The sequence below is a fragment of the Martinezella sp. CNPSo 3890 genome (assembly GCF_057784455.1).
This window is the reverse complement of sequence record NZ_JBXSOR010000026.1, coordinates 30595-56356: the sequence shown is the minus strand read 5'-3', so window position 1 is coordinate 56356 and position 25762 is coordinate 30595. Positions and strand designations below refer to the sequence as shown.

At 54.5% G+C, this 25762-nt stretch carries 28 protein-coding genes and 1 tRNA gene; 6 read left to right on the top strand and 23 right to left on the bottom strand.

The window, feature by feature from the left end; all coding sequences use genetic code 11:
• Positions 1–19: 19 nt before the first annotated feature.
• From tnpA to AC13RC_RS32335, 5 genes are all read right to left on the bottom strand, one after another.
• A complete protein-coding gene (tnpA, locus tag AC13RC_RS32355; RefSeq protein ID WP_095437993.1) occupies positions 20–412 on the bottom strand; it encodes an IS66-like element accessory protein TnpA in 393 nt (130 codons plus the stop codon).
• 389 nt (positions 413–801) lie between these two features.
• A complete protein-coding gene (locus AC13RC_RS32350) occupies positions 802–1113 on the bottom strand; it encodes an H-type lectin domain-containing protein (RefSeq protein WP_069611630.1) in 312 nt (103 codons plus the stop codon).
• Between the two features lies 1 nt (position 1114).
• Positions 1115–3547, bottom strand: a complete 2433-nt coding sequence (locus AC13RC_RS32345; protein ID WP_488559633.1) for a glycosyltransferase — start codon at positions 3545–3547, stop codon at positions 1115–1117.
• Positions 3548–3599: 52 nt separating this feature from the next.
• Positions 3600–4262 carry an FkbM family methyltransferase gene (locus AC13RC_RS32340; protein ID WP_095433354.1) on the bottom strand — a complete coding sequence of 221 codons (663 nt, stop codon included), beginning with the start codon at positions 4260–4262 and terminating at the stop codon, positions 3600–3602.
• Between the two features lie 24 nt (positions 4263–4286).
• On the bottom strand, positions 4287–5486 hold the full coding sequence (locus AC13RC_RS32335) for a hypothetical protein (protein ID WP_488559632.1): 1200 nt from the start codon (positions 5484–5486) through the stop codon (positions 4287–4289).
• Between the two features lie 244 nt (positions 5487–5730).
• Here AC13RC_RS32335 and galE point away from each other — a divergent pair, with 244 nt between their 5' ends.
• Positions 5731–6747: a UDP-glucose 4-epimerase GalE gene (gene galE, locus AC13RC_RS32330; protein WP_488559631.1), complete on the top strand. Its 1017-nt coding sequence runs from the start codon at positions 5731–5733 to the stop codon at positions 6745–6747.
• A 5-nt stretch (positions 6748–6752) separates the two neighbouring features.
• On the opposite strand, the gene AC13RC_RS32325 is transcribed toward galE, so the two are convergent.
• The 3 genes from AC13RC_RS32325 to AC13RC_RS32315 form a co-directional block, all read right to left on the bottom strand.
• Positions 6753–7535, bottom strand: a complete 783-nt coding sequence (locus tag AC13RC_RS32325; protein WP_095433351.1) for an ABC transporter permease — start codon at positions 7533–7535, stop codon at positions 6753–6755.
• Positions 7536–7610: 75 nt separating this feature from the next.
• Positions 7611–9041: a hypothetical protein gene (locus tag AC13RC_RS32320; protein WP_488559630.1), complete on the bottom strand. Its 1431-nt coding sequence runs from the start codon at positions 9039–9041 to the stop codon at positions 7611–7613.
• A gap of 176 nt (positions 9042–9217) precedes the next feature.
• Positions 9218–9436: a hypothetical protein gene (locus AC13RC_RS32315; RefSeq protein ID WP_488559629.1), complete on the bottom strand. Its 219-nt coding sequence runs from the start codon at positions 9434–9436 to the stop codon at positions 9218–9220.
• Between AC13RC_RS32315 and AC13RC_RS32310 the strand changes: the two genes are divergently transcribed.
• Positions 9435–9818 (top strand): winged helix-turn-helix domain-containing protein, encoded by a 384-nt coding sequence (locus tag AC13RC_RS32310; RefSeq protein ID WP_069611416.1) that lies wholly within the window; start codon positions 9435–9437, stop codon positions 9816–9818. The two genes, AC13RC_RS32315 and AC13RC_RS32310, sit on opposite strands and share 2 nt — an antisense overlap.
• Here the strand turns inward: AC13RC_RS32310 and modC are convergent, their stop codons facing one another.
• From modC to rplU, 12 genes are all read right to left on the bottom strand, one after another.
• Positions 9819–10892 carry a molybdenum ABC transporter ATP-binding protein gene (gene modC, locus AC13RC_RS32305; protein ID WP_488559628.1) on the bottom strand — a complete coding sequence of 358 codons (1074 nt, stop codon included), beginning with the start codon at positions 10890–10892 and terminating at the stop codon, positions 9819–9821.
• Positions 10889–11590 (bottom strand): molybdate ABC transporter permease subunit, encoded by a 702-nt coding sequence (gene modB, locus AC13RC_RS32300; RefSeq protein ID WP_488559627.1) that lies wholly within the window; start codon positions 11588–11590, stop codon positions 10889–10891. The genes modC and modB overlap by 4 nt, the downstream gene beginning before the upstream one ends.
• An 89-nt stretch (positions 11591–11679) precedes the next feature.
• Positions 11680–12477, bottom strand: coding sequence for a molybdate ABC transporter substrate-binding protein (modA, locus tag AC13RC_RS32295; RefSeq protein ID WP_488559626.1), 798 nt, complete (start codon positions 12475–12477; stop codon positions 11680–11682).
• Positions 12478–12806: 329 nt separating this feature from the next.
• Entirely contained in the window at positions 12807–12980 is a 174-nt protein-coding gene (locus AC13RC_RS32290) for a hypothetical protein (protein WP_162750795.1), read from the bottom strand.
• Positions 12981–13033: 53 nt separating this feature from the next.
• The gene (locus tag AC13RC_RS32285) at positions 13034–13615 is read right to left on the bottom strand and encodes a nicotinate-nucleotide adenylyltransferase (protein ID WP_229002124.1); all 582 of its coding nucleotides are present in this window, start codon (positions 13613–13615) and stop codon (positions 13034–13036) included.
• Between the two features lie 37 nt (positions 13616–13652).
• Positions 13653–14936, bottom strand: a complete 1284-nt coding sequence (locus AC13RC_RS32280; protein WP_488559625.1) for a glutamate-5-semialdehyde dehydrogenase — start codon at positions 14934–14936, stop codon at positions 13653–13655.
• Positions 14929–16098, bottom strand: a complete 1170-nt coding sequence (gene proB / locus AC13RC_RS32275; protein ID WP_113420554.1) for a glutamate 5-kinase — start codon at positions 16096–16098, stop codon at positions 14929–14931. The genes AC13RC_RS32280 and proB overlap by 8 nt, the downstream gene beginning before the upstream one ends.
• Positions 16095–17186 (bottom strand): GTPase ObgE, encoded by a 1092-nt coding sequence (gene obgE / locus AC13RC_RS32270; protein WP_183809431.1) that lies wholly within the window; start codon positions 17184–17186, stop codon positions 16095–16097. Before obgE ends, proB begins: the two co-directional genes overlap by 4 nt.
• A 267-nt stretch (positions 17187–17453) precedes the next feature.
• A complete protein-coding gene (locus tag AC13RC_RS32265) occupies positions 17454–18041 on the bottom strand; it encodes a GNAT family N-acetyltransferase (protein ID WP_113366489.1) in 588 nt (195 codons plus the stop codon).
• Positions 18038–18673 carry a GNAT family N-acetyltransferase gene (locus tag AC13RC_RS32260; RefSeq protein ID WP_113352816.1) on the bottom strand — a complete coding sequence of 212 codons (636 nt, stop codon included), beginning with the start codon at positions 18671–18673 and terminating at the stop codon, positions 18038–18040. Before AC13RC_RS32260 ends, AC13RC_RS32265 begins: the two co-directional genes overlap by 4 nt.
• Before the next feature lie 129 nt (positions 18674–18802).
• Positions 18803–19072, bottom strand: coding sequence for a 50S ribosomal protein L27 (gene rpmA / locus AC13RC_RS32255; protein ID WP_004127267.1), 270 nt, complete (start codon positions 19070–19072; stop codon positions 18803–18805).
• 32 nt (positions 19073–19104) lie between these two features.
• Positions 19105–19422 carry a 50S ribosomal protein L21 gene (rplU, locus tag AC13RC_RS32250; RefSeq protein ID WP_028753733.1) on the bottom strand — a complete coding sequence of 106 codons (318 nt, stop codon included), beginning with the start codon at positions 19420–19422 and terminating at the stop codon, positions 19105–19107.
• A gap of 305 nt (positions 19423–19727) precedes the next feature.
• Here rplU and AC13RC_RS32245 point away from each other — a divergent pair.
• From AC13RC_RS32245 to AC13RC_RS32235, 3 genes are all read left to right on the top strand, one after another.
• Positions 19728–19817 (top strand) — tRNA-Ser (locus AC13RC_RS32245).
• Positions 19818–20130: 313 nt separating this feature from the next.
• Positions 20131–20793, top strand: coding sequence for an NYN domain-containing protein (locus AC13RC_RS32240; RefSeq protein WP_488559634.1), 663 nt, complete (start codon positions 20131–20133; stop codon positions 20791–20793).
• Between the two features lie 228 nt (positions 20794–21021).
• Positions 21022–22149: a DUF4268 domain-containing protein gene (locus AC13RC_RS32235; protein WP_488559624.1), complete on the top strand. Its 1128-nt coding sequence runs from the start codon at positions 21022–21024 to the stop codon at positions 22147–22149.
• Between the two features lie 124 nt (positions 22150–22273).
• Here the strand turns inward: AC13RC_RS32235 and AC13RC_RS32230 are convergent, their stop codons facing one another.
• Together AC13RC_RS32230 and AC13RC_RS32225 are read right to left on the bottom strand one after the other, a co-directional pair.
• On the bottom strand, positions 22274–22966 hold the full coding sequence (locus tag AC13RC_RS32230) for a DUF6998 domain-containing protein (RefSeq protein WP_488559623.1): 693 nt from the start codon (positions 22964–22966) through the stop codon (positions 22274–22276).
• 9 nt (positions 22967–22975) lie between these two features.
• Positions 22976–24280, bottom strand: a complete 1305-nt coding sequence (locus AC13RC_RS32225; RefSeq protein ID WP_488559622.1) for a PAN domain-containing protein — start codon at positions 24278–24280, stop codon at positions 22976–22978.
• A gap of 302 nt (positions 24281–24582) precedes the next feature.
• Between AC13RC_RS32225 and AC13RC_RS32220 the strand changes: the two genes are divergently transcribed.
• Positions 24583–24795 (top strand): hypothetical protein, encoded by a 213-nt coding sequence (locus tag AC13RC_RS32220; RefSeq protein ID WP_488559621.1) that lies wholly within the window; start codon positions 24583–24585, stop codon positions 24793–24795.
• 345 nt (positions 24796–25140) lie between these two features.
• On the opposite strand, the gene AC13RC_RS32215 is transcribed toward AC13RC_RS32220, so the two are convergent.
• Positions 25141–25536 carry a cupin domain-containing protein gene (locus AC13RC_RS32215; RefSeq protein WP_488559620.1) on the bottom strand — a complete coding sequence of 132 codons (396 nt, stop codon included), beginning with the start codon at positions 25534–25536 and terminating at the stop codon, positions 25141–25143.
• Positions 25537–25762: the final 226 nt, after the last annotated feature.

Sequence of the window (25762 nt, the reverse complement as noted above, 5' to 3'; positions counted from 1 at the left end):
ACGCCGCTTGGAACCGGGATCATCGCCGCTCCAGAACATCAAGGATGCGGCCCAAGGCTTCGGTGTCGATATCGCTCTCAACGCGAAGACGTCGACCGCGGCCGAGCTCGATCGTTACTACGCTCGTCTTCTTGCGCGGCCGTGACGGCGGTGTCGTTTCCACCGGATCAGGCCCTGGTAAACCCGCGACGACGTCAACCGGAATGAATTGCGGCGTGGGCGGCGCTGATATTTGGCAGAGCTGTCTGCGCCATCGGAATAATTGCCCGGAATGGATGTCAGCCGATCGCGCGATCTCCGATACGCTGGCCCCAGGCTCTAACGTCGCCGCGACCAGCCGCTCCTTATCCTCCCGTGACCAGCGCCGTCGCCGCTCGACCGATGTGATAACCTCAACCTGATGCTTCGCCATATGACTATCCCTAGTGCTTGCACTAGGACTTGCAGTCTTCAGCCTACCTCAGCAAGGCGGCCCTCACCGGGGGGGATACAATTCTTCCGCTCAATTTCCGTTTTCAAGGATAGAGCATCGGATGCTTTATAGCCCCGTAGCGGCCGGTGTGGAGCTAAGGCCCAAAGACAGCAGCTTGTGCAGCTTATTTACAAGTTCAACATGATCCAGCGCTTGTCGCTTGACAAAAAAGGCGGCAGCTGACTGCCAGCATTGCTGCCTAGCTACTCATCATCGCGGCGATCTGCTGACTGCTAAACTCAGACATCTGACTACTTCTTCTCGAGGCCGGAATCGGTGCCACCGAAATTAGACTCGCAGGTTTGCAAGAAACCGAAGCCTTCTAATCGTCATTCAACAATCTCGTAAGCCATCCAAGTCAAAGCAACGTAGTTAATCGTTGTGTCGGCCCAAGTCCTTATTTCCATATCGAAGCCAAAAGGTGTTATATTGTGAGGGCCCAAGACTAATCTTAGATTGGAGTCCTTCGAAGCATCTAGGCCAGAAAGCGACACGGTTACAAAAGGAGCGTGCATGAATTCTCGTTCGAATACGAGCCGCTTCCAGTAAGATCTATCGCCACTTCCTTCGGAAAGAGTCCAACCTTCCTCTGAAGAAAAAACTTCAATTCTCCCGCCTTGAATACTGTTCTTGAATAGCATCTCACTCTCCGGGCCGGCCTTGCCGGCCTTCATTCCGGCCATATTTCAAATAGTGCCATGCAGCGTCCATTCCCGCTGCCGCCACATCGGGATTGTTCTCTAGATACCAAACTGGGTCCAACTCACCACTTTTTATCAGCTCACGGATCGATCTTTGCAGCTTGGCCTTGCGATACCAGCGCGCAACCAGCCAGGGCGAAGAGTGGCGCGGCCCCGCAAGCTTTGACTGCTGATTGGAGCTTGTTGCGTTGTTATTTGCCACTTCGCCAGATCGCCACGCGTCGACAATATCTTGCACCGTCGAGAGCTTTGTATTCGCGTCCCTCAGAAGTATCTCTTGATGAGCTACCCGGGCCCGAAGCATCCGAATATATTGGTCTTTTTGATCGGCATTGCCGTTCATTTGCGCCGTGCCGATTATTGATAGTTTGTCGAGCTCAGCTTGGTACGAGGCTTCCGAGTCGGTCATGATGTTGAGATCCACGCATGCGTGGCCGGCGGCAAACCGCTGCTTGGACCTGATAATTGACAAGTTTCGGATATGGCGAGCGCGTGTATTCTCGGCGATCATGGAGCCGGCTCGACGTCTGTAGTAAAAATAGATATCACTTGAGACGATAAATCTTTTGCCAGCCCTAACCGCCCTAGCATAAAAGTCCCAATCTTCATATGAATTCAGGTATTCGTCATAAGGGAACTCAAGATAAAGTTCGCGTCGCCCAAGGCTTGTGGCCGTTGAGAAACGGTTAGCCATTGCTCCTCCACGTACGGCTTCTCCAACGAAAAGTGCATAGTCTATTACCGACATTTCTGCGTTTGACGAGGTGTCTGATACGAATGCAGTTTGTGGTACAACCAGTGAATGTTTTGGATTCCTAAGAAGTGCATTCACCGCAAGTTCGATAAAGTCACTTCGAATGAGATCGTCTGAATCAAGCGTAAGAATGAATTCGCCTTGTGCTTCGCGAATTCCGAGATTACGTGCAGCAGATAGGCCAACATTTGTGGGCGCCGAAACAACTCTCACACAGTCAAACTGCTCAGCCTGACGAATTTTCTCAAGAACCATTCGGCTATGTGCGTCGGTTGAACAATCGTCAACGAGAACAATCTCTATATTTGTATATGTCGAGGCGAGTGCCGACTCCAATGTTCTATGAATGTACCTCCCCATATTGAAATAGGGGACAACTATTGACACCAACGGCCTTTTCTTGTGGGCGAATCCGCGAACCTCGCGCGTCCGGCGAACCGGCCAAGTCATCCAATACGGTCGGTTCGCTGATTTATGTGCTACCGGATGGAGCTGGGTTTTGTGGCGATCAAGCCAGGCTCTCTCTAGGCGCTCGGCCAAGCCGAGTGAAGTGCCGTCAAACTTCAGGCAGTTCGTGCCATCTTTCCAAATAGTCTCGTTCGAAAATGCTGGATTAGCACCGTTCAGCGCAACCCAGCCTCCCTGCATCGATGCTTCATAGGCGGCAAGACAAAAGCTCTCAAATGGCGACGGAAAAACCGAAATTGACTTTTCCAGAATGGAAATTCTAACAGAAGTTGGGGCGTTCAATAGGAACGAAACTCTTTCCGCGAATTCCGGGGGTATCCTGCTGGCGAGTTGGTGTCTTAGGCCTTCATCCGAAGGATGTGCAACGAAGAGAATGTTACCCTTGTAGTCGCTATGTGAGCGCATGAAAGCCAATGCTCCATTAAGGAATACATCGGGACGCTTCAGGGCCTGGATTTTACTGGGAAAGCATATATTTGTAGTCGCCTCAAAGGTTATCGATTTCGACGCAGGCTTCAGCGGGATTGGCGGCGAGTCGACATGAACGCTGGCTAGCCACTCTTGAGATAATCCGAAGTGTTTTTGAGTGGCCTCAGCAATTGATGAGAGATGCGCGACGACAATATCTGCGTCAAGCAGCGACTTCCTTTCTAAGTCTGACAGATTTGCCGCGCCGTGGCCCCCGGTTACCGGTTCCCCCGCACGCAGAATCGAATCCGTGCTATGCAGCCTGACTGAGATCAAGGTGGATCCGAGATTGCCGAGAAGTTTCTCCTGTGTGGCGCAAAACCCTAAGCCGCCCCAGTCCGGAAACTCGACAATATCGAAGACGATTCCTCTTGCTGCTAAATCCTTTAGTGCCTGTGCGGCTTGGTATGATTTAAAATGCCACGGATGAGTCGTGAAAGCCCAATCTGGGGGAGCTAGGGCAGCGTCTGAGGTCATCGGAAGGACATCCGCCGACCTCCATAGCGTTGCCTTCGGAAAAATGTGCGCAAAAACATTGTTGTCGATGGATGAGTCGCTGAGGGCGAGAACGTGGTACTCAACCTTTTCATCTTCGTATTCGATGAGGAGATTATGGATCAGCACGCCAATCCCACCTGCGGAAAAAGGCGCAAGCTCCGGAGCGACGAAGCAAATCTTTCTCATCAGTCAAGTACCTTAGATAAACGACAAATATTAAGCTTATGACCTTAGGTCATCACACGTTCAAGGATGCCCGTGCCTCATCGGCGACGTAAATAGAGGTGTACACTGCGCGGGCCTCCATGCGGTAACCGCGAGCGCTAAGAAACATATGGATAGATGAATTTTCGGGCTGATTAAGCCGAAATCCTAAATCTTCGATCGCAATTACTTTGGGGCGAAAGATTTGCCAGTCATTTCCGCTTAATGCGTCGTAATCGACATTTTCAATGTCAATATTGAGAAAGTCTATCTCTCGGCCTTCTGAGTGAGTCTCGAATAAGGACTTCAGGGTGATCATCTCCACGTCCACGGTTTCTGTCACTTCCACCTTTTGGCTTTGTACGATATTATCGCGGAAGTTTGCGTCAATTGTATTGCTTGAGCCCCAGTCGTTAAATTTATAAAGGGTCGCCATTCCATTTTCACCTCCGATCGCCCTATTTAACGCAACATCTTCCGGCCGCTCCTCATGGCAGAGGTTGATCATAAAGGGATTGGCATCTACTAGGATGCCGCGCCAACCGCGCTCATAGAAAAGGTAGGTGTTAGAAAAGAGTGATGGATGATAGCAGCCGACATCGAAATAAAGACCTGCTGTCTTTTGTTCACCAAATAGAAAACTTACAATTTGATCTTCACCGAAATGCGAATAGCAAGTCTTATGCCCAAGTGCCATTATATTGTCCTTCTTATGTAAATCTTAGAGCCGCAGAAATTCACGATATCGAGACAGGCTTGTCTTAGTGATATTTGAGGAATAGTCAGACATCATCGCTGCTAGTTCTGAATGTGGAACTTCCGCAACTTTTGAGGCGGTCCTCGCCACAGCGTCAGCATCTAAGGGATTGTCGACTTCTGTGAGGCGGGCATAGGGGTGATTTTCAATCTCATCTAGAAAAAGACGAGCGGTTATAGAAGGCGTTCCGCATGCGATAGCTTCCAAATCAACCATTGGATGACAGTCGATCAGAGTGACATTGAATATCACGTCCACAGAGGCGACAACGTCAAGATGTGTTGCGATATCAAACTTGATTTTCTCCACTGGCTTTTCAAGCGCGAACAGGGGTCTCGTGTCGGCGTAATAAAAAATTTTCTTCACTGCTGGCGTCTTAGACGCTGCCAACATATTGGCGTGCCAGTTTTTTCGAATATCTGACCAACTCGGTAGAAACGCCGTGGTGGTGGCCTTAGTCGAAAATGGCGCGGATATCCTTTGGCGATTCCATTTGGGCGGCAGGTTCAGCAGCAGAGGGGTAAAGCCTTTGGTGAGGAATTCACTTGCATTCTGCTTCAAAATATGAGCTCGGGAAACTAGTCCGTCGTTTTGCAATTTCAGCCATCGTTGAAAAGCAGCACGCTCATCTTTATATGCGAGCTGAGCAAAGTTGCCGTGCCATACACAGAACAAGTCCGGCCCGTCAGAGCCTCCTATGCGCCTGGCTAGCAAATCCATGTTTGCTGAATAACCATGCAATACCAGGCGATCATATCCTATTCGTTGGATGGTATCGATGATTTTTGCAGTCGCATGTTGTGATAGAGGCTTCTCAGCGCGGATAGCAAGCTTAGCGCCGGGAAGATTTCCAGCTGCCGCTCTGATGCCGAAATATTCCATATGGAATATGTGCAGAGTGGAGTTGAACGAGACGTCTTTGTGGGAAAGGGCAGTATCGCGATTGTCGTCAAAAGCGTATTCGGCATTAAACGATAGGGCGTGATTGGTCGCGGTCACTTCATCCTGCTGCTCTTCCGGTTGAGACCCCAGAAAGGCGAGTGCCGCTAGTCGTGATTTAAGATGTCGATTTTCGATTTCCAGCTCTTGAATACGCTGAACGCTAGATGCGTCGTCGGAGGAAATGAAAGTCACTGTCGCTGACCCAGGCTGTTTTGGTTGCATCAGGTAGACGCCTTATATTAGCCGATCGCCTAATGTAAAAATCCACCAGATTACAATATTTTAGTTGTGTTCTTCTTGCCACAACGCAAGGAGAAATATATAAGTTGTGCGTCATGCGTGTATCCTTTTTGAATTCGCCTGTCTATATAAAACTTACATTTGTTTTTCGGCGTGAATGCTCGCGTTTGGGTAACCTATAGCCGCGGGCAAAGCGCGATTTGGATGCAATATTTTTTGAGGTCACATGGCAGTTCTTGTCACTGGAGGGGCTGGATATATTGGCAGTCACATGGTCTGGTCCTTGATTGAAGCAGGCGAAACAGTGGTCGTGTTAGATAGGCTCTCGACCGGATTTTATTGGGCTGTCGCCCCTGAGGCGCGGTTTTATAAAGGCGATATTGCTGACAGAGGTCTGCTCCGTACGATCTTTTCCGAAAACAGCGTCGATGCCATCATTCATTTCGCCGGTTCGGTTGTAGTGCCGGAGTCCGTTGCCGATCCGCTTTCATACTACGAGAACAACACAGTAAAATCGCAAGCGTTAATAGCCGCGGCCGTCGAGGCGGGAGTGCGGTATTTTGTGTTCTCCTCGACTGCTGCGGTCTATGGCACACAAGAGAATAATGATCCCGTCGTTGAGACGGCCGCCTTACGTCCGGAATCGCCCTACGGTACATCGAAACTAATGACTGAAATCATGCTGCGTGATGCATCGAGGGCTTATGATTTCACTTATACTGCCTTGAGGTATTTCAACGTGGCTGGCGCGGACCCGAGGGGACGAACCGGCCAATCGACTGTAGGTGCGACACATCTCATAAAGGTCGCAACCGAGACCGCATTAGGGAAGCGTGACAGGATTGAAATCTATGGCACGGATTACCCGACCCACGACGGAACGTGTGTGCGCGACTTCATCCATGTCAGCGATCTCACCGAGGCTCACCTTAGGGCGCTAAAGCGAATGCGTGAGGGGGGCAGCTCGATAATTGCGAATTGCGGTTATGGTCGCGGGTTTTCGGTTTTAGAAGTACTCAATTGCGTCAGGAGAGTAGCTGGTCGTGATATCAATGTCAGTTATTCCCCAAGACGAGAAGGTGATGCTGTCTCAATTGTGTCAAATCCAACTGTAGCGTTTACCGAGCTCGGATGGGTACCTAAGCATGACAGCCTTGAGTTTATCGTCAAAACGGCTCTTTCTTGGGAGGAGAATCTGGACCGGATGAATTCCAAGATTGGTCTTGAAGGTCTGGCAAGCTAAAAAAATTAGGTCACGTCTAGCAAAATTCGCCGCGAGAGCCTTTCAGAGGTCAAGCCGACAAACAATGCGCCTAAAGCAAAAGACAAAACATACTCTCGATTCAGAAGCCTATCGCTATATCCTTCATAAAATGCAACTCGCATCCATTCCACGCATTGCAACACGGGGTTGTATGAAAGCGGAATCGCGATTTGATCAGGAAGGTTTGGCGCGACAAATAACGCTCCGCTGGATATATAGAAAACAATACCCATCAGCCCGTAGCCTGTGGCCACAATTGGCAGAAATTGGGTTATGGTGCCAACAATGGTTCCTATTCCAACAGCTAGGAAAATCAGCGCCAGAAAAGCAAATGTCGCTTGAAGCGGATCGTTGGGATATGGGTCAATCCCGAGCGCCGCGAAAATAATCCATACCAGCGCAATGTTTATCATCGCCGCTATGACTTCAAGAATCGCCCTTCCAAACAAAATGTCTGTAACCTTCACAATTGGGAATGAGAGCATTGAGCTATTCATCAATAGGGAAACGGACATAAACCGGGAGATGTATATGAAGGTCAAAGTCGGGATAAGGCCAGTGGCGAAATAAAGCATTGGGCTTTCGCCGTATGGGGCAGTTCGACCCGAAGCGATATTTATCACAATCACTATGAAAATGTGAACGAGGGGCCACAAAGGCACAAGAGCAAAACCTAGCCCATGGTTGAAAAACCTTGTGCGCATGTCGCGAAGCATAACTGCCTTCATGACGTTTAGCTTTTTTGTCACGATTTCCGCGGCGTTCATGTGCTTCTTGTGCTAGGTCCGAATATTGAGGTGTAAACCGCCGGAGGGTGTGGGAGTCCCAAAGATTAATTTGAATTAGCGTCTGGTCTCAATGTCAGTGGAGGCAGCGCTCAGGGTTCCGATGAGCGATGAATCTGATGGAAAATAATCTGACATCATCATGCTGCAGAGAATAATACCGAGAGTGCTGATTATTTTCCTTCCCTCCTTCATACCATACAGCAGATAATGCGTCTCTGCGACCATTCCGGTATTCTTTACGTCCGGGTTCGCATCTAGATATTTTCGCTCGTCAAATCCAAGTTTTCGGAGCTGCTTTGCTTCGAATCTCAGAGCGCACAAGCGTCCCAACTTATCGATAAGACTCAGTTTCCCAGTCGTATATCGTTGAGCCATAAATGTAGATAGGAGATTGAGCCTGGCATTTTGCGATCTAAGATCGGAAACTTCCGAGCCGAGGAGTTCAATCGCTTTCTCTTGCGAGGCGATAATCTCATTCTTTCCCGCCAGCTCTTTTTCAAGTGCATCACACCTAGACTGGCTTTGCTCAGCATTCTGACTAACCTGTTGAAGGAGACTTTGAAGCCGGTCGAGCTCGCGCTCCAACGAAGCGCATGAATATCTGGCTTTACTTAAGTTCCTATCCGCGTCAGCAATCCAACTTGCAAGGTATTTTTCGCCCTTTCCTGTGGCCGGCACCAACGCTTCCATAAATTTGGAGCGCAGATCAGCATAGTATCCCTCATGTGGGTGAAATTCCCATGCGCCACCAATGGCGTGCTCGGATGTGTACAGGAGATCTGGTGATGATTTAATCATCACTATACCTTCATACTGAGAAACAAAATCCTCGATATCGTCCAATATAAGATTTCGTCTCGCAATCTCTCTTACGTTTGGAAGTGGAACAAATTCACCTTCCTTCAATTCGCTCAGGCATAATCTTCTAGAAAGAAATATAACTTGAACTCCTCGTTGGATTCGCTCTTGCAGTAGATCCTTGTACATTAGATCAAAATAATATTTCCAGACCTCCCAATAATAATCCGAATCTGGAGAAATTACCTCAGCGTTAGCAAGCTCTGAATCTTCCTTAAACTCAACGTTCTCAAACTCTGAGCCAAACACGCTGCTTCGTATATCCGGTAAGAAAGAATCCCCTATCTTTAGAAATTTGTTTGTAAAATCGGCTGCTGCCTCAAAAATAATTGAGCTATCGGGCGCTGCCTTCACTCGTTGATACACTACTTTCGTTGCGTCTCGCTCTAGGAGCCTTATGACTGTTTCATCACTGAATTGTCCATAATCTATGGAAACTGTTCTCGATGCGGTAATCGGAATCGCGGCGCGCCAGAAATGAGTGAAATCAAATATATCTCTCAGCGGAACAAATGACTGAAAAAGGTTGCAGCCACCCAAAGTAATGACTGAAGGTTTCGATGGAACGATATCTCGCTCCAAGATTTTCTGTCCTCCTAACGACGATATATTCGTCATTTTATTCATAAATACTGCTCCCGGAAATAAATTCAACTTACACGAAGAAAATTACGTGGTCCCAACCATAATACTGTAATTGCCTTCATAAAGAGTAAGAGTCAACAAGCCGCCACCATCCTGCATGTAACCGAGAGGGAACTTATGCACTCAAAAAGCCGCGATCAAAACGGAACGGCGCAGCGTCAGTGAGTAATTGATCGCCAGGTCATTTTGCGGTCAAAGCCGGCATTGTTTTTCCCATCCGTGCGACGATGAAGAACTCGCGCCGCTCCTGTTTGGAAGTGCGCCATTGTATTGGGAATCACATAGGCCGCTGCCGTCTTCCGTCCATTCTCCCCGGCATGTACAGGCGCGCGAAAGCCGCCTATAAACCATTGAGACCAAACCGTTACAGGTGCCATGACCGACGCTCCGCAGTCATCGTTGAAGCCCATTCTCCGCATCAGCTTTTCGGGGCAGGATCGGCTTGGGCGTGGCAAGATGGAGCTTCTCGAGCATATTCAGGAGACCGGCTCGATCTCGGCCGCCGGCCGCGCCATGGACATGTCCTATCGCCGGGCCTGGCTGCTTATCAGCGAACTCAATCATATGTTCCGCGAACCGGTCGTCGAATCGCAACGTGGCGGCCAGAAGGGTGGCGGCGCCGCCCTGACGCCGTTTGGCGAGGAGTTGCTGCGGCGGTTCCGCGGCATGGAAACGACGCTGCGCGCGGCAATAGCCGATGACCTGAACTGGCTCGAAGCCAATCGCAGCTCGGCGGACGCTTCTTCGAAAAAATCCTGACTAATGTTCGAGCGCCACGGTCTTGATGACCGCATGGACCGGCAGCCCGATGCGCAGCCCCAGCCGTTCGGCTGAGAATTGCGTGATGCGGGCAGTGACGATGTCGCCGCCGCAATCGACCCTGATCTCAGCCGTCCCGTCAGCCGCCGTGCCGATTCCCAGCACTTCGCCGCCGAGGATATTGAGGGCGCTGAGACCCTCCGGCCGCGTCGTCGCCAGCATGACGTCACGGGCGGGAATATGGACACGCACCGTCTTGCCGACCGCGGCTACCTGTCCCGGCACGATCAGTCTTGCCGCCTTCAGGGCGACGACGGTGAGATGATTGTTATCGTCGATCGCTTCGACGCGGCCTTCCAGCAGCACACCGGCTTCGCGTCGGTCTTCCGCTAGCGGGCCGGAGAGCTGGCTGAAGATGTCGATGGCGGCGCCGATCGCCTCGACCTTGCCGTCGCGCATGACGACGACACGGTTGGCGAGGCGCGCCACTTCGGCGATGGAGTGGCTGACATAGATGATCGGTATATTGGTCTCGTCGCGAAGCCGCTCGAGATAGGGAAGGATTTCCGCCTTGCGGGCCTCGTCGAGTGCTGCCAGCGGTTCGTCCATCAGCAGAAGCCGTGGAGAGGAGAGCAGGGCCCGGCCGATCGCGACGCGCTGCTTTTCGCCGCCCGAGAGCTTTGCCGGGCGCCGGTCGAGCAGTGCGCCGATGCCGAGGAGATCGACGACGCCATCGAAGCTTTCGCTGCGCTCGCTTTTGGATGCGAACCAGCGGCCGTAATTGAGGTTCTGCCGCACGGATAGATGCGGAAACAGGCGCGCTTCCTGGAAGACATAGCCGAAGCGGCGGCGGTGACGCGGCACGAAGATCTGTCTGTCGGTGTCCGCGAGCACCGCATCGTCCAGGCTGACGCGGCCGTAATCAGGGCGTGTCAGGCCGGCAATGATACGGACGATCGACGTCTTGCCGGAGCCGGAGCGGCCGAAAAGGGCCGTCACGCCGCCATCGGACGTGAATGCAGCCTCCAGGGAGAAGGCGCCGAGGCGGTGGCGGATATCGACCGAAAGCGTCATTCGAAATCCACCCTGCGGCCTGCGAGATAGGCGAGGAATTCCGAGGCGAGCAGCGCCGCCATGGAAATGACGATGGCGACGATGGTCAGCCGCATGGCGCCGGCATCGCCGCCTGGAACCTGCGTGAAGGTGTAGATCGCCGAAGACAGCGTCTGGGTCTCGCCGGGAATGTTGGAGACGAAGGTGATGGTGGCGCCGAATTCGCCCATGGCCTTGGCGAAGGAGAGGATCATGCCGGCGATGATCCCGGGCAGGATCAAGGGCAGCGTGACCGTCAGAAAGGTCCAGATGGGGCTGGCGCCCAGCGTGCCGGCCGCTTCCTCCAGCTTGCGATCGACCGCTTCAAGCGACAGGCGGATGCTTCTGACCATCAACGGGAAACCCATGACGCCGCAGGCAAGTGCTGCCCCAGTCCAGCGGAAGGAGAAGACGAGGCCGAGATATTGATCAAGTAAAGATCCGATCGGCCCCTTTCGGCCGAAGAGGATGAGGAGGATGAAGCCGGTGACGACGGGCGGCAGGATCAGCGGCAGATGGATGACGCCATTGAGGACCGATTTACCCCAGAAGCGCCCGCGTGCAAGCAAATATGCAGCTCCGATGCCGAAGGGCAGGCTGATCAGCATGGCGACGATGGAAACGCGCAGGCTCAGCTCTATTGCAGTCCATTCGTCGCTGCTCAGACCCAACGCTTCCAAATACCCGCCCCTTAAAACATCTCAGGCTCGCCACGAGTCAGCGAGCCTGAGGGCTTGAACTTTTCATACCTGACTTGCGGTGATGACGCTCACTGCTTCAGGATCGTGAAGCCTTCATGCGCGAAGAACGGAACAGCCTTAGCCGATTTCAGAAAGTCGAAATAGGCTTGTACGTCCGGGTTCTTGCTGCTGCTGGTGATGGCGATCGGGTAGACGATCGGCGGGTGGCTGTCTGCCGGAAAGGTGCCGACGACCGCAACGCCAGGATCGGCCGAGACATCGGTCTGATAGACGATGCCGTAAGGCGCTTCGCCGCGCGAAACGAGCGCGAGGGCTGCGCGAACGCTTTCAGCGCCAGCGACCTTCTTTTCGACTGAAGCCCAGACGCCGAGCTTTTCCAGCGCCGTCTTGCCGTATTTGCCTGCTGGTACCGATTCCGGCTGGCCGATCGCCAGCCTGCCGTCGCCAAGCAGGTTAGCAAGATCGAAGCCCTGCTTGATCTTGACCGGCTTCGCCTTGTCCTTGGCGGCGACGAGAACGAGCTTGTTACCCAGCAGGTTGATGCGGCTATCGTCCTTGATCAGCTTCTTGCCGGCGACATAATCCATCCAGTTCGTGTCAGCGGAGATGAAAACATCGGCCGGCGCGCCATTTTCAAGCTGCTTTGCAAGCGGTCCGCTCGCCGCGTAGGAGACAGTGACCTCCTTGCCGGTTTCCTTGGTGAAGGCGGCATCGGCGTTGTCGAGCGCGTTCTTCATGCTGGCGGCGGCAAAGACGACGATCTTGTCGGCGGCGAGGGCCGGTGCCGGAATGACCGAAAGGCCAAGCCATGCGGCTGATACCGCGGCGGTTGCGAGCTTGATCCATTGGCGTCGGCTGGTGGTCATCCTAATTCTCTCCAAAGATGTCGACATATTTTGAGAGATATAACGACACGCGAGGCTTGACTAGGGATGTATTTGCAAAAATATATCGCGAAATGATCGCGTAAACCTACGAATTTTATGGATTTTCCGCGACGCAGCGCATATGAGCGGTTTTGGCATTACAAAAATGCATGACTGAATTTGCCCAGTGGATTGGCGAACGCTCACGAAGTACGACGTAACGTTACGAACCGTGGGATCTTGCGCCATTCTTTCGCCGAATTAAGCCCGATACTGACAATCAAATGGCGAGAACTTCGCAAAAGAAGCGTTTTTTGGGCAGAAAATTTTCATAGCCATGCGTCATATGCATTGCTGCATTGCGCAATCGCCCATTTATCAATCGGTAAAATCTGGTAAAACATAATCATCGAAACGGCGATCTCCTCCTCCCAATGCCGTTCGATATGGATCAGCAACTCTCCTCCTCCCAGTTGCTGATCAGGTTCAAAAGCCCGACGCACCTCCTCCCGCGTCGGGCTTTTTATTTTTCAGGCTTCCCGAAAAATTGGCGGAATTATTGAGCGGCGCGCAAGGCGGTCGAGCTCAGTGCCGAACGCGGTCCATGGATAAAGGTCCAGGCCGGCGCACGCTTCTTCCAGAGCACGCGGGCGTCATCTTCATCCACGCGGGCATAATGGAAGGTCTTTGCCATCTTGGCCGAGAGATAGGAGAGCGTCGATCCCGGCCGGTCGATGACGGCGATCGGGAAGGTTTGCGCGATTTCCTGCCATTTCTGCCAGCGATGGAACGTATTCAGACTGTCGGCGCCCATGATCCAGATGAAATGAACCTGGCGGTTGCGTGCCTTCACGTAGGCCAGCGTATTGGCGGTATAGCTCATGCCCAGCGTCTGCTCGAACGCTGTCACCTTGATACGCGGATTGTGGAGGATCTGCTCGCTCAGCGCGATGCGCTCGGCAAGCGGCGCCAGATGATTGCGGCTCTTTAGCGGATTGCCCGGTGTTACCATCCACCAGAGCTGATCGAGGCCAAGCCGGCGAATGGCGATCTCGGCGACCAGCGCATGACCGCGATGCGGCGGGTTGAACGAGCCGCCAAAAAGACCGACCACCATGCCGCGCTCGGCATGGGGCATGCGCAGATAGCGTTGATCAACCTCTTCTTTCAGCACGTCAGGGCCGTATCTGTCCGGTGCCGCGAACGCGATATTTGAAGGAGGTGAGCTGCTCGACGCCGACAGGCCCGCGCGCATGCATCTTGCCGGTGGCGATGCCGATTTCCGCACCCATGCCGAATTCGCCGCCATCGGCAAATTGCGTTGAGGCATTGTGCAGCAGGATCGCCGAATCGATCTCGGTGAAGAAGCGCTCGACAACATCAGGGTCTTCGGCAATCACGGCTTCGGTATGGTTCGACGAATATTTGCCGATATGGCCGATTGCCCCGGAAATCCCGTCGACCAGCGCGACCGAGATGATGGCGGCGAGATATTCCGTCGTCCAATCCTCTTCCGTTGCCGTTTTGAGGCCGGGAACGAGCTGCAGGACATCGGCGGAGCCACGAATTTCGCAGCCCGCCGCGGCAAGTCCGTCAAGCAGCGGCTTCAGATGGGTGGAAGCGACCTTCTTGTCGACCAGCAGCGTTTCGGCGGCGCCGCAGATGCCGGTGCGGCGCATCTTGGCGTTGACGACGATGGATTTCGCCATGTCGAGATCGGCCGAGGCATCGATATAGATGTGGCAGAGGCCTTCGAGATGGGCAAAGACCGGCACGCGCGCCTCGGTCTGCACGCGGGCGACAAGGCTCTTGCCGCCGCGCGGCACGATAACATCGATATTGCCTTCGAGGCCGCGCAGCATGGCGCCGACGGCGGCGCGATCGCTGACGGGCACGAGCTGGATGGCATGTTCCGGCAGGCCGGCGGCCTTCAATCCTTCGACCAGGCACCCATGGATCGCCTGCGAGGAGCGGCGCGAATCGCTGCCGCAGCGCAGGATCACGGCATTGCCGGCCTTCAGGCACAGTGCGCCGGCGTCGGCAGTGACATTCGGCCGGCTTTCGAAGATGACGCCGATGACGCCAAGCGGCGTGCGGACGCGCTCGATCTTCAGGCCGTTCGGACGATCCCAGGCGGCGATGACTTCGCCGACGGGATCGGGGAGAGCGGCGATGGCGCGAATGCCTTCGGCCATTTCGGCGACACGCTTGTCGTTCAGCGTCAGGCGATCGACGAAGGAGGCGAGCATATCGGTGCCTTCGACGTCTTTCAGATCTTTGGCGTTTTCAGCGAGGATATGATCCTTGCGAGCCAGGATGGTGTCCGCCATGGCATTCAGCGCCTTGTTCTTGCTGTCAGTCGACGCGAAGGCCAGAGGTCGCGACGCAGCCCGGGCCTTGCGGCCGATATCGTTCATCAGCGCGTCGATGTCGGGGCTTTGTGCGACAGTATCAAGCATGAGCTTCATCCTTCTTCGATTTCTCGGCCTTCGCCTTGACGGATGCCGTCATGACGAGATCGTCGCGATGCACCATGGCGGCGCGGCCGGCATAGCCGAGGATCGCCTCGATCTCCGCCGATTTGCGGCCGGTGATCTGGCGGGCCTCTTCGGCATCATAGCCGACAAGGCCGCGGGCGATCTCACGGCCGGAGGGGCCGACGACGGCAACAGTGTCGCCGCGGCCGAAATGGCCGACGACGCGGCGCACGCCGGCCGGCAGCAGGCTCTTGCCAGCGCCAAGCGCGGTGACGGCGCCATCATCGACATGCAATTCGCCGGCCGGCTGCAGCTGCCCGGCAATCCAGGTCTTGCGGGCGGTGACGGGCGTTCCCGACGGCGCGAACCAGGAGGAACGGGCGCCGCTTTCGATCGCATTCAGCGGCCGGTCGGTCTTGCCGGAAGCAATAATCATGGCGCAGCCGGCTCCGGTCGCTATCTTGCCGGCATCGATCTTCGTGCGCATGCCGCCGCGCGACAGCTCCGAGGCGGCACCGCCGGCCATGGCTTCGATCTCGGGCGTGATCTCGGCGATCGTATCGAGGAATTTCGCCTGCGGATCGAGATGCGGCGGGGCGGTATAGAGCCCGTCGATGTCAGATAGCAGCACGAGAAGGTCGGCGCCGGTCATGGTGGCGACGCGGGCGGCGAGGCGATCATTGTCGCCATAGCGGATTTCGCTGGTCGCGACCGTATCGTTCTCGTTGATGATCGGCACCGCGCCGATTTTCAGGAGCTGGTTGATGGTGGCGCGCGCATTGAGATAGCGCCGGCGCTCTTCCGTGTCGCCGAGCGTCAGCAGGATCTGGCCGGCGACGATATTGTCATGCGATAGGCTTTCCGACCAGGCACGGGCCAGCGAAATCTGGCCAACAGCCGCTGCCGCCTGGCTTTCCTCCAGCTTCAGCGCGCCGGAGGGCAGGTCGAGCACGGAGCGGCCAAGCGCGATCGCGCCCGAGGAGACGACCAGAACATCGATGCCCTTGGCCTTTAATGCGGCGATATCCGCGCACATGCCGTCGAGCCAGGATTTCTTCAAGCCGGTCTTGCGATCGACGAGAAGGGCCGAGCCGATCTTGATGACGATGCGGCGGTAGCGATCGAGCGGCTTGCGGGCAGTCATCCCTGATTGTCCTCGTCGTCAGCGCCGACATCATCGGCGGACTGCATGTCGCGATGCCGCAGCTTCGGCGTTTTTGCCGGCTTGTCCGCTTCGCCGGCATTGGCTTCGACGATGACGTCGCGTAGCGCGCGCAGCACTTCCGTCATGCCGCGCCCGGTGGCGGCGGAAATCTGGAAGGGCGTCTTGCCACAGGCCCGCGCCAGCTCGCGCGTCTTCTTCTTCAGCGTTTCCTCGTCCAGCACGTCGATCTGCGAGAGGGCAACGATTTCCGGCTTGTCCGTGATGTCGTTGCCATAGGCTTCCAGCTCGTGCTTCACGGTCTTGTAGGCCTTGCCGACCTTTTCTTCCTGGGCGGAGACCAGATGCAGCAGCACGCGCGTGCGCTCGACATGGCCGAGGAAGCGGTCGCCGATGCCCACACCTTCATGGGCGCCTTCGATCAGGCCGGGAATATCGGCCAAAATGAACTCCTGGCCGTCGATGGTGGCAACGCCGAGATTAGGATGCAGCGTCGTGAAGGGATAATTGGCGATCTTCGGCCGTGCACGGCTGACGGCTGCGAGAAACGTCGATTTTCCGGCATTCGGCAGGCCGACGAGGCCGGCATCGGCGATGAGTTTCAGCCGCAGCCAGATGGTCTTTTCTTCGCCCGGAAGACCGGGATTGGCCCAGTCCGGCGCCTGATTGACCGAGGATTTGAAATAGGCATTACCGAAGCCACCATTGCCACCTGCGGCCAGCCGGAAGCGCTGGCCTTCTTCCGTCAAATCGCAGATCAGCGTTTCCTGGTCCTCTTCGAAGATCTGCGTTCCCACGGGCACTTTCAGCGTCACGTCGTCGCCCTTGGCGCCGGCGCGGTTCTTGCCCATGCCATGCATGCCGACCTTCGCCTTGAAGTGCTGTTGGTAGCGGAAATCGATCAGTGTATTCAGGCCGTTAACGGCCTCCACCCAGACATCGCCGCCGCGGCCGCCATCGCCGCCATCCGGGCCGCCGAACTCGATGAACTTCTCGCGACGGAAGGAGACGCTGCCCGCGCCACCATCGCCTGAGCGAATATAGACCTTTGCTTCATCGAGAAATTTCATCTTACGTCCGTCACCCGGTGTCGGCGCATATCCCCTCGGATCGATTGGGATTCACAAAAGCCTATGCGCTCTTTTCAATGTCTGCCGCTCCTTTTGCATCCCAAAGACACATCGGGCGGCCGTTTGCCCGTCATGTCGCCTTCGATATAGGCGCTTCGGGCTGAGGTCAAAGAATATCGTGCGGTTCCAGCGCCATAAAGGGGCGGAACTGCGTGATTGATATGACAGCCATCGCCGGACGGGCCGGCGATGGCCTATTCTCATGGCTCAGGCCGCCTGCGAGAGCCGCAGCGCGCCCGGCTTCAGCACGGTTTCGATATGCGGAACCATGGTGTTGCGGGCAAAGCTGTAGATCTCCGAGCAGCCGATGATCTCGAAGCCGAGCTTCTGCTGCAGCTTGAGCGACGCCGGATTGTCGGCGAAGACGCCGGAATAAACGGCGACTTCGGGCATGCGCCGGGCAAAACGTTCGAGCGCAGCCTTGACCGCTTCGGTCATGATGCCTTGCCGCCAGTAGAAGCGGTTCAGCCAATAACCGAGGTGCCAGCGGCCGTGGCGAAGCTCGATGCCGACGCAGCCGATATGGGCATCATCCCGCTCGGTGATGGCGAGCTCCCAATCGACACCGAGGCCGGAGGTGTGCTCGACCAGCCAGTCGAGCGCATCCTGCCGGTCATAGGGCGCGGGAACGCGGGCCAGCATGCGGGTGACGGCGAAATCCGAAAGCGATTCCGCAATCATATCGGCGTCGCTGAGCCGGTGCGGGCGCAGCGTCAGTCGGCCGGTCTGGATGACCGGCGTTGGCCCGGGCGTCAGAATCCGGGTATCGCGGCGGGTGAGGGTGAGAGCGTTCATCTCATGCCTCCCCAGCTGCGCAGCGAGATCCAGGTCTTGCGGTCGAGCCGGTACCATTCGACCGGCACGGTGCTGCCGAGCGCCAGCGACGCAGCAAGGCCGGATCCCTGGAACTGGAAGCCGCACTTCTGCACGACGCGCCTCGATGCGACGTTCGTTACCCGGCAACGGGCATCGATTTGCGCCACATTCTCACGCGTGCGGAAGACCATGTCGATGAGGGCATGGGCCGCTTCCGTCGTATAGCCCTGGTTCCAATAGGGTTCGCCCAGCCAGTAACCGATCTCGACCGTGTTCGGGTCGCCCGTGGGTTCGACCCCGCAGCAACCGAGAAAGGCGCCGTTGTCGGCTTTGGTAATCGCATAGACGCACTTGCCAATCTCGCCAAGCTTCGTGCGTCGCACGAAATCGGCGGCATCGGCGGTCGTATACGGGTGCGGCATACGCGATACCATTGTGGCGACATGGGCGTTGTTGGCGAGATGGGCAAGGGCGTCGATGTCTTCTTCGTGGGGTGCGCGCAGAACGAGCCTTTCCGACAGTAAGACAGGGCAATCGGTCCTTAACCGCTCCGGCCTCAGCCGTTCTTCGGGAGACCTCGATTGGTCTTCCCTTAACAATTCGCCTTGCATGGTTCAGTCCTCCTTGGTTGAGGGTAAAGAAAAAGGGGAGATGGCGCCCCATCTCCCCTGTTTTCTGGACTGAACCTGATGCGGTCAGCCGGGTCGATGAGACGCCGGCTGTTTTAGAGCGCTACCGGCTTATTCCGCTGCTTCCGCTTTCGGCATTACAGACACGTACACGCGGCCATTGGCCTTCGTACGGTAGTTCACGTTGCCCGCCGTAAGCGCAAAAATCGTGTGATCCTTGCCGAGGCCAACGTTGGAACCCGGGTGCCACTGCGTGCCGCGCTGACGCACGATAATGTTGCCTGCGATGACGGCTTCGCCGCCGAACTTCTTCACGCCAAGGCGCTTGGATTCGGAATCGCGACCGTTGCGCGAGGAACCGCCAGCTTTTTTGTGTGCCATTGGAGTTCTCCTTTAAACCTTGATCCCGTTACTTACTTGGCAGCCACGATGTCCGTGATGCGGACAACAGTGTGATGCTGGCGATGGCCGCGCGAACGCTTCGAGTTCTGACGACGGCGCTTCTTGAAGGCGATGACCTTCTTGCCGCGGTTGTGCTCGACCACTTCGGCCTTGACGGAAGCGCCCTTGACGAAGGGAGCACCAATCGCAGCGTCGGCGCCTTCGCCGATAACGAGGACTTCGGTGAATTCTACGGTGTCGCCGGCGGTGACTTCGAGCTTCTCGATGGTCAGCACGTCGTTGGCTGCCACACGGTACTGCTTACCGCCGGTCTTGATGACTGCGAACATTTTTTATCCTTTCATGTTCGTTCCGGCTCTCTCGCTTCGAGGGCGAGCGGCCGTCTTTTTATCAGTCGAAACTTAGCAGGGTTCCAAAGGCTTGAGCCTTCAAAAAGTTCTGCCGGTGAAACCCTGCGTGAAGCAGGGCGGGCAAGGGGCGGACTTATCCACACCTATTGCGTCGCACGGGATATATAAGCGCCCCTGATCTGTCAAGGCAAAAGGATCATAAAGCTTTCACATTCGCCCTTGCCATCCCTCTCTTCTGTCGCTATGTAGCCCCCGCGCTGAGAAACGCGCCGACCAGCATAACCGGAGAGGTGGCAGAGTGGTCGAATGCACCGCACTCGAAATGCGGCATACCTGCAAGGGTATCGTGGGTTCAAATCCCACCCTCTCCGCCATAAATCATTGCTTTTTATGATAAAATTTCAGCAATGATATTGTTGATTGTTGGCTTGATCTCCTTCGGATGCCTAGCAATCGTGCTCGCCGCCACTGCCAAGGCGCATTGAGCACGCATCTATGTAGGGGGTAGCTATCAGTGCCACCCCAATATGTAGTGGTGGTCTTGACATTTTTCGGAAAAAGAGTCCGCCGCCCCGAGTCGCTCTTTACATCTGAGAGGCAAATCACATATAACAACGACATAATCCCGTATGGTTAGCCCAGCGGACCCCACGGATTCAGGTTCGTGGGGTTTATTATTTGTGCGGCATGTATTTAACTGTCGCTATGATTCGATCTTCCTTTTTCATTGATGGGTTTAACCTGTATCACGCAATAAAGCGTCTCAATGAACCCCATCTGAAATGGGTTGATCTGATGCGCCTTATGCGTCGGCAGATATCGCCCAAGACAGAGACAGTTCAGGCGGTATACTATTTCTCCGCCTATGCTCATTGGTTACCAGATCAAAAAATCCGCCATGAGCAATACGTGGCCGCGCTCAATGCAAGCGGCGTCCAAGTTGTGTTAGGGCAGTTTAAAGAAAAGCGTAAACATTGTCATGACTGTGGAACTACATGGGTTCAACACGAAGAAAAAGAAACAGATGTCAATGTGGCACTTTATGTTCTCAATGAAGCTTATAGAAATACATATGACCGTGCTTATATAATCTCGCGTGATAGCGACTTGAAGCCGGCGGTTGAAATGGTAAAGATGCAATTTCCCGAGAAGGAAATATTTATAGTTGCTCCTCCGCATCTAGGGCATTCGAATGATCTCATCCAGGTAGCCGATGGGAAGCAGAAGATCAAAAAGGCGCAGATAGAGGAAAGCCTATTTCCTGCGTCAGTTCAAGACCGCATAGGGAATGTGGTTGCTACCCGACCGCCGGAGTATGATCCACCGGCCAGCTCCGCGCCCACCACCTAACCATTGCCATTGTGGTATATGTTCGGCGTCAGGACTTTGCGGAGTTTGAATGTAGCCGAAGTAATAGAGCGCGTGAATAATCCTTCACTCCCCGCCGGGACATTCTACGTATTATCGCCAATATCCATTTGAAACCATCTGGTGATCCGGAGATGCTTTTTGTTCACTGCCTCTCGGTGATCGGACGTTAATCGCTTTCTGTCATTCCAGAGAGAACAGGAGACGGTGATGTTTAAGATCGAAAAGGCAGATAATCGGATCGAGCGGCTTTCACCGCGTTCATTTTCTGAGCTTGGTTTTCGTGAGCGAGCTCACTTGCAAGAGTGGATTGCCAAACAACCTGATGCGCTGGGCGAAGATCTGCTGATAATCCAGAAGGAATTTGCAGGTTTCTCGGATACGCAGGAGCGCCTCGACTTGCTCGCAATAGATAAGCAAGGTTCCCTCGTAATCATTGAAAATAAGCTGGATGATACCGGACGAGACGTAACCTGGCAGGCGCTAAAATATGCCTCCTATTGCGCGCGTCTCACAAAGGACGACATTCGCGACATTTTCCAATCTTATCTGGATCGGCATTCACCTGGCATCAAAGCGGAAGAACAGCTATGTGCCTTTCTTGATGAGGACGAGTATCAAGAAGTCGTTCTGAATAAAGGCGTCACGCAGCGGATCATGCTCGTGGCCGCAAACTTTCGAAAAGAAGTTACATCGACAGTTCTTTGGCTATCGAGCTTTAGGCTCCGAATGCAGTGCTTCAAGGTAACGCCTTTCTCAAGGGGCGATGATCTTTTTCTAACGGTGGATCAGATTATTCCTACCAAGGACGCAGAAGATTTTATGATCGGCTTGGCCGCCAAGGCTCAAGACGAAGTCGAGGGTGTGGAAGCTGAGAAAGCCCGCCATGGCTTGCGCCAGGAATTTTGGGCGATGTTGCTGCCGATCATGAATAGCCGCAGCAATCTCTTCCGAAATGTCTCCCCGGGAACGAAGAACTGGATCGGCACCGGCTCGGGCACTCGTGGAGTTAGCTTCAATTTCGTTGTGAGGCGCGAAGTCGCAAGAGTTGATGCATATATCGATACCGGTAACGGTGAACTGAACAAGGCAATTTTTGACGGCCTATATGCCGACATAGCAGCTATCACGGCGCAATTTGGTGAACAGCTCATTTGGGAACGACTTGAGGGAAAACGTGCCTGCCGTATCAAGGCTCAGCAAGACGGCAACATATTTGATCGTGATCAATGGCCAACAATGATCGATTACATGGTTGATGCGATGATCCGGCTCGATCAGACTTTTCGAGGACGGCTGGTGGAGGTATCGAATAGGCTGGCTCAGTCTTCATTGTGACAATGCGTATCGGGCAAATACTTAGGTTCCCTAGAGGACTTACCATGCATCGTGCCAAATATGCCTTTAAGATCACATGTTGACGGCCCAAAACGCGGGGACCCTGACGACCTTACAGTCGTTTTCACTGGCCGCGTCTAGCATTCAAAGCCCGAATGACATCCGCGCCCAGTTGCTGCGTATTCTTAAGGGCACCCTTCGAATTGAATAGATCGACACCAACTTCCGTTGCTATCGGCCTTAGCATTTCTTTCACGACCACGGGCTGGAGCTCACCATTTCGCCGGATTCGGATCGCTCCGCTTTCATATTGAATGACTTCGAAGTCGGCGTAGGGTGCCCGCGCTGTAACTTCGAGATCTTCGACGGGCCTTTCCTCGCGAGCGCCACGACTTATTGGATACACGAGTTTGCCGGCGTTCGAGCGCATTAGCTTTTTTGCATCTTCAGAGGGAGCGTCGAGCAATTCTTCAACAGACACGCCTTTTTCATCGTCAATATTGACGCGCAGCACCATCACGCGGTCGACAAAGTGGAACGTGTTTTGATTGAAACCAACGTGCGTCGAGGTCGTGACTGTTTTGACAGAGATTCGCTCGTTCGATGCCGAGACAACATCATAGCCGCGTTGGTTGGTGTCGAGAGCCATCTGGCCGCGAGTAATCATCGCGGCGTAGAGCTCCCCGATTCGACCGGTCAGATGATTGAGTTCGCCTGGGCTAACCCCCCAGCTGATTTCCTTCTCAAGCCAGGAGAGCGCCTCCGCCAGTGACTGGATAATTTGAACCTGGGTAAGCGTAGGTCTGTCAGATTGCATCGCGCACAATTAATTTAAGCTTATTATTTTCGCCGGCGAGAAGGTCTGCAGCTTCTTCATGCCGCTGACCATATCTTTCCCGAATATTGGTGTTCCGATGAAACCCTTAAGCCAACATTCCTTCTTCTTCTTTAAGTAGGTGAAAGCCACGCACTGCGCCTCATCTATGCAAGCCAAGCGACAATCAAGCGACGTCTTGGCCGCGCGATCGGGAAAGCGGGATAAGTCGCCACCCGGCAAGTCGACATTGTCAAAAAGTGCGGACTTAGGATCGATCGTGCCAAGTGTGATCGCAGACGGGTCCGCGTCGGCGGCGCTGAGGAAACGGCCGGAAAATGCAACGCTGTTGCCGTCGGCTCGCCCTGCGCTTGATTTAAGGAAGCAATTGGGACCGCGTTTAATCTTGGGGTCGGCATTGAAGGTGAACGCTTTGCATTCTCCTTTTGTCAGCAGGCAACTCAACGCGCAGGCTGCAGCATCAACGACCCTCGTCGAAGAGATATCGTCACCGAAGAGGTCCATGCCCGTATAAATCGCAATTCTGTTCGGTCGCTTCGTGAACTGCTCGATGGGCGATACTAGTGCTTGCGTTTCTTGCGAAGTTGGAGGCGCGGATGCAGCTGCCGTAACAGGTGGCGTTTGCGAGGGCGGAGCGGTGGTCTGCGCCGGCGTGGAATTTTCGCTCGTGCTGGGCACTGTTGACGGGGAAGTCGCAGCCGCTGCCGTAGTTGATTGTGACCCAGCGCCGGTTCGATTGAGCTTATAGCGTTCGATTTCGTCCACCGTAAAAATATGCATGTCGTTGGGTGGTGTCTTGAACATCACGCTCATCACTTCAACGGGCGTATCGAATCGGTTGAGCAAATCGATAATGTCGGAAATCGCGAGCTGGGCTCCAACCAAATCAGGCGCGTCTGAGGATATCTGGTGAACGCCCAGCTGGCCGTCTGCTTTCCTCTCGATTCCAGCGAGGAATATGTAAGAGCACGAGGAGAAGCACCTGCTGTCCTTTGGAATATAAGTTGCCAGTTTTCGCTGATGAATGTCATCGGCGATCAACAATGCCATCTGAACATTTCCGCCGATGCTATTAAGAGTGACGAGCTTCGCATTCGGAGCAGCTTGAAGCGCGCGTCGAAAATTCAATGCGGAACCGGCATCAATCTCTCCGCTTAGAGTTATGACGTCCGGTTTGGCATCATCAACCGAGAACGGACCGAAGCTATTTTCGGCCGCTAGGGTTGATGCTGTCATCGCCACGCTAGCCAACAAGGCCGCAATGCCGTGAAGCGCAGAATTAAGAACTTTACGCATGACGCTACCCCAAACTACGGTTTAGCAAACTACACGGCATGGGCGATTGCAAGTCTATCTTCCGCTCGGATACGTATAATTTGGGCTGCAGTTACCCTTAAACCCTTTTGGTTGCAATTGACGCAACTAAAATACCTTTGCTTACATGGGATAATCCTTGATCCCCTGCCGGGGCGTCCTACGCGTAATCGACAGCAATAGTTGGAGAGTTCGCGGGAGCAACCATTCGAAAGCTTAAGCGCAACCGAGCTTGTATGATTCACCGTATTGAAGATTGGCGGTGATCTGCGATCCTGCTGCTTATGACGACACCTCTCAAAGACTTAAAACTCCGCCCAAGCTTGCTCGCCGAACTTAATCAACTTGGCTATGAGACGGCTGAAGATATGAGCTCAATCAGCTCTGCCGAACTCCTACGCATCCCCGGCACGGGCGGCCACGACTGGCGAAAAATTTCACGCACAATGGGGCGTGAGCTTACGACGAACCGCAAGCCGAAAAGTAAGAACGGATAATGGGTAGTCATCGCCTGTGGCCTGACGATCGGAGTCCGGAAAACACTCTGGCCGGCTTTGCCCTGCCTGTCCGCCAGTTCTCATTAATGTTTAATCAGCCGACACCATGTGGCTCCTTCATTTATCCTATGGAGCTATTTTGAAACACACGGTTGTCGTTGGTTTGGATCTGGCCAAAGACATATTTCAAGTGCATGAAGCCGATCCCGGCGGCAGGAAGACGTTCAACAAGAAGCTGCGCCCTGAGGAGGTAATCGGGTTCTTTAAGAATCCTTTCCGCCATTTTGGCCTTTGTTGCAGACTACTATTGAGCAAGCAGATTCGCTGAAAGCCAGCTCGAAAAACTTAACCCTCCGGAAACCGATAGACCACATCAGCAAAGGATCCAGTCGGAAACACATAGAAGAATTTCAGATAGGCCGATGATTCGTTGCGGATGCCGTGTTCGGCGTTGCCGGGGATAAAGACCGTGGTGCCCGCCCTGACCGTGGTTTCCTGGCCGTCGATGCGGACGATGCCGGTTCCCTCGAAGATGAAGTAGATTTCCGATGGGTCGTGGCGATGGGGTTTTAGCTCGCCGCCGGGCGCGAGTTCGGCGATACCGGCGCTCATGCTGTCGGTGGGGGTGATGTCGCTGCTGAGCAGCGTGTGCCAGGAGATGGAGCCGTGGACGGGGTCGTTCCATCCGTCGCGCGGGCGTTCTTCGGCTGTGGTGATAACGGCTTGCGATCTCTTTGTCATTTTGCCTCGAAACGCTGGGTCAGCAACCAGCCGGAACGGTGTCACAGCCGTTGGGAATGTCAATTGGATGGTGCATCGAGTCAGTCGATATCGGCCATCCCTCGCCGGCTTTATATGGCTTGTCGAAGCGCCATGTGGCGGTGGGGCGGCAGACGCCGAGCCATGTCTTGATCGACAGACGCGGGAAGGTCGCCCGCTCCTGCGCTTTGCTTTGAATTCGATCATG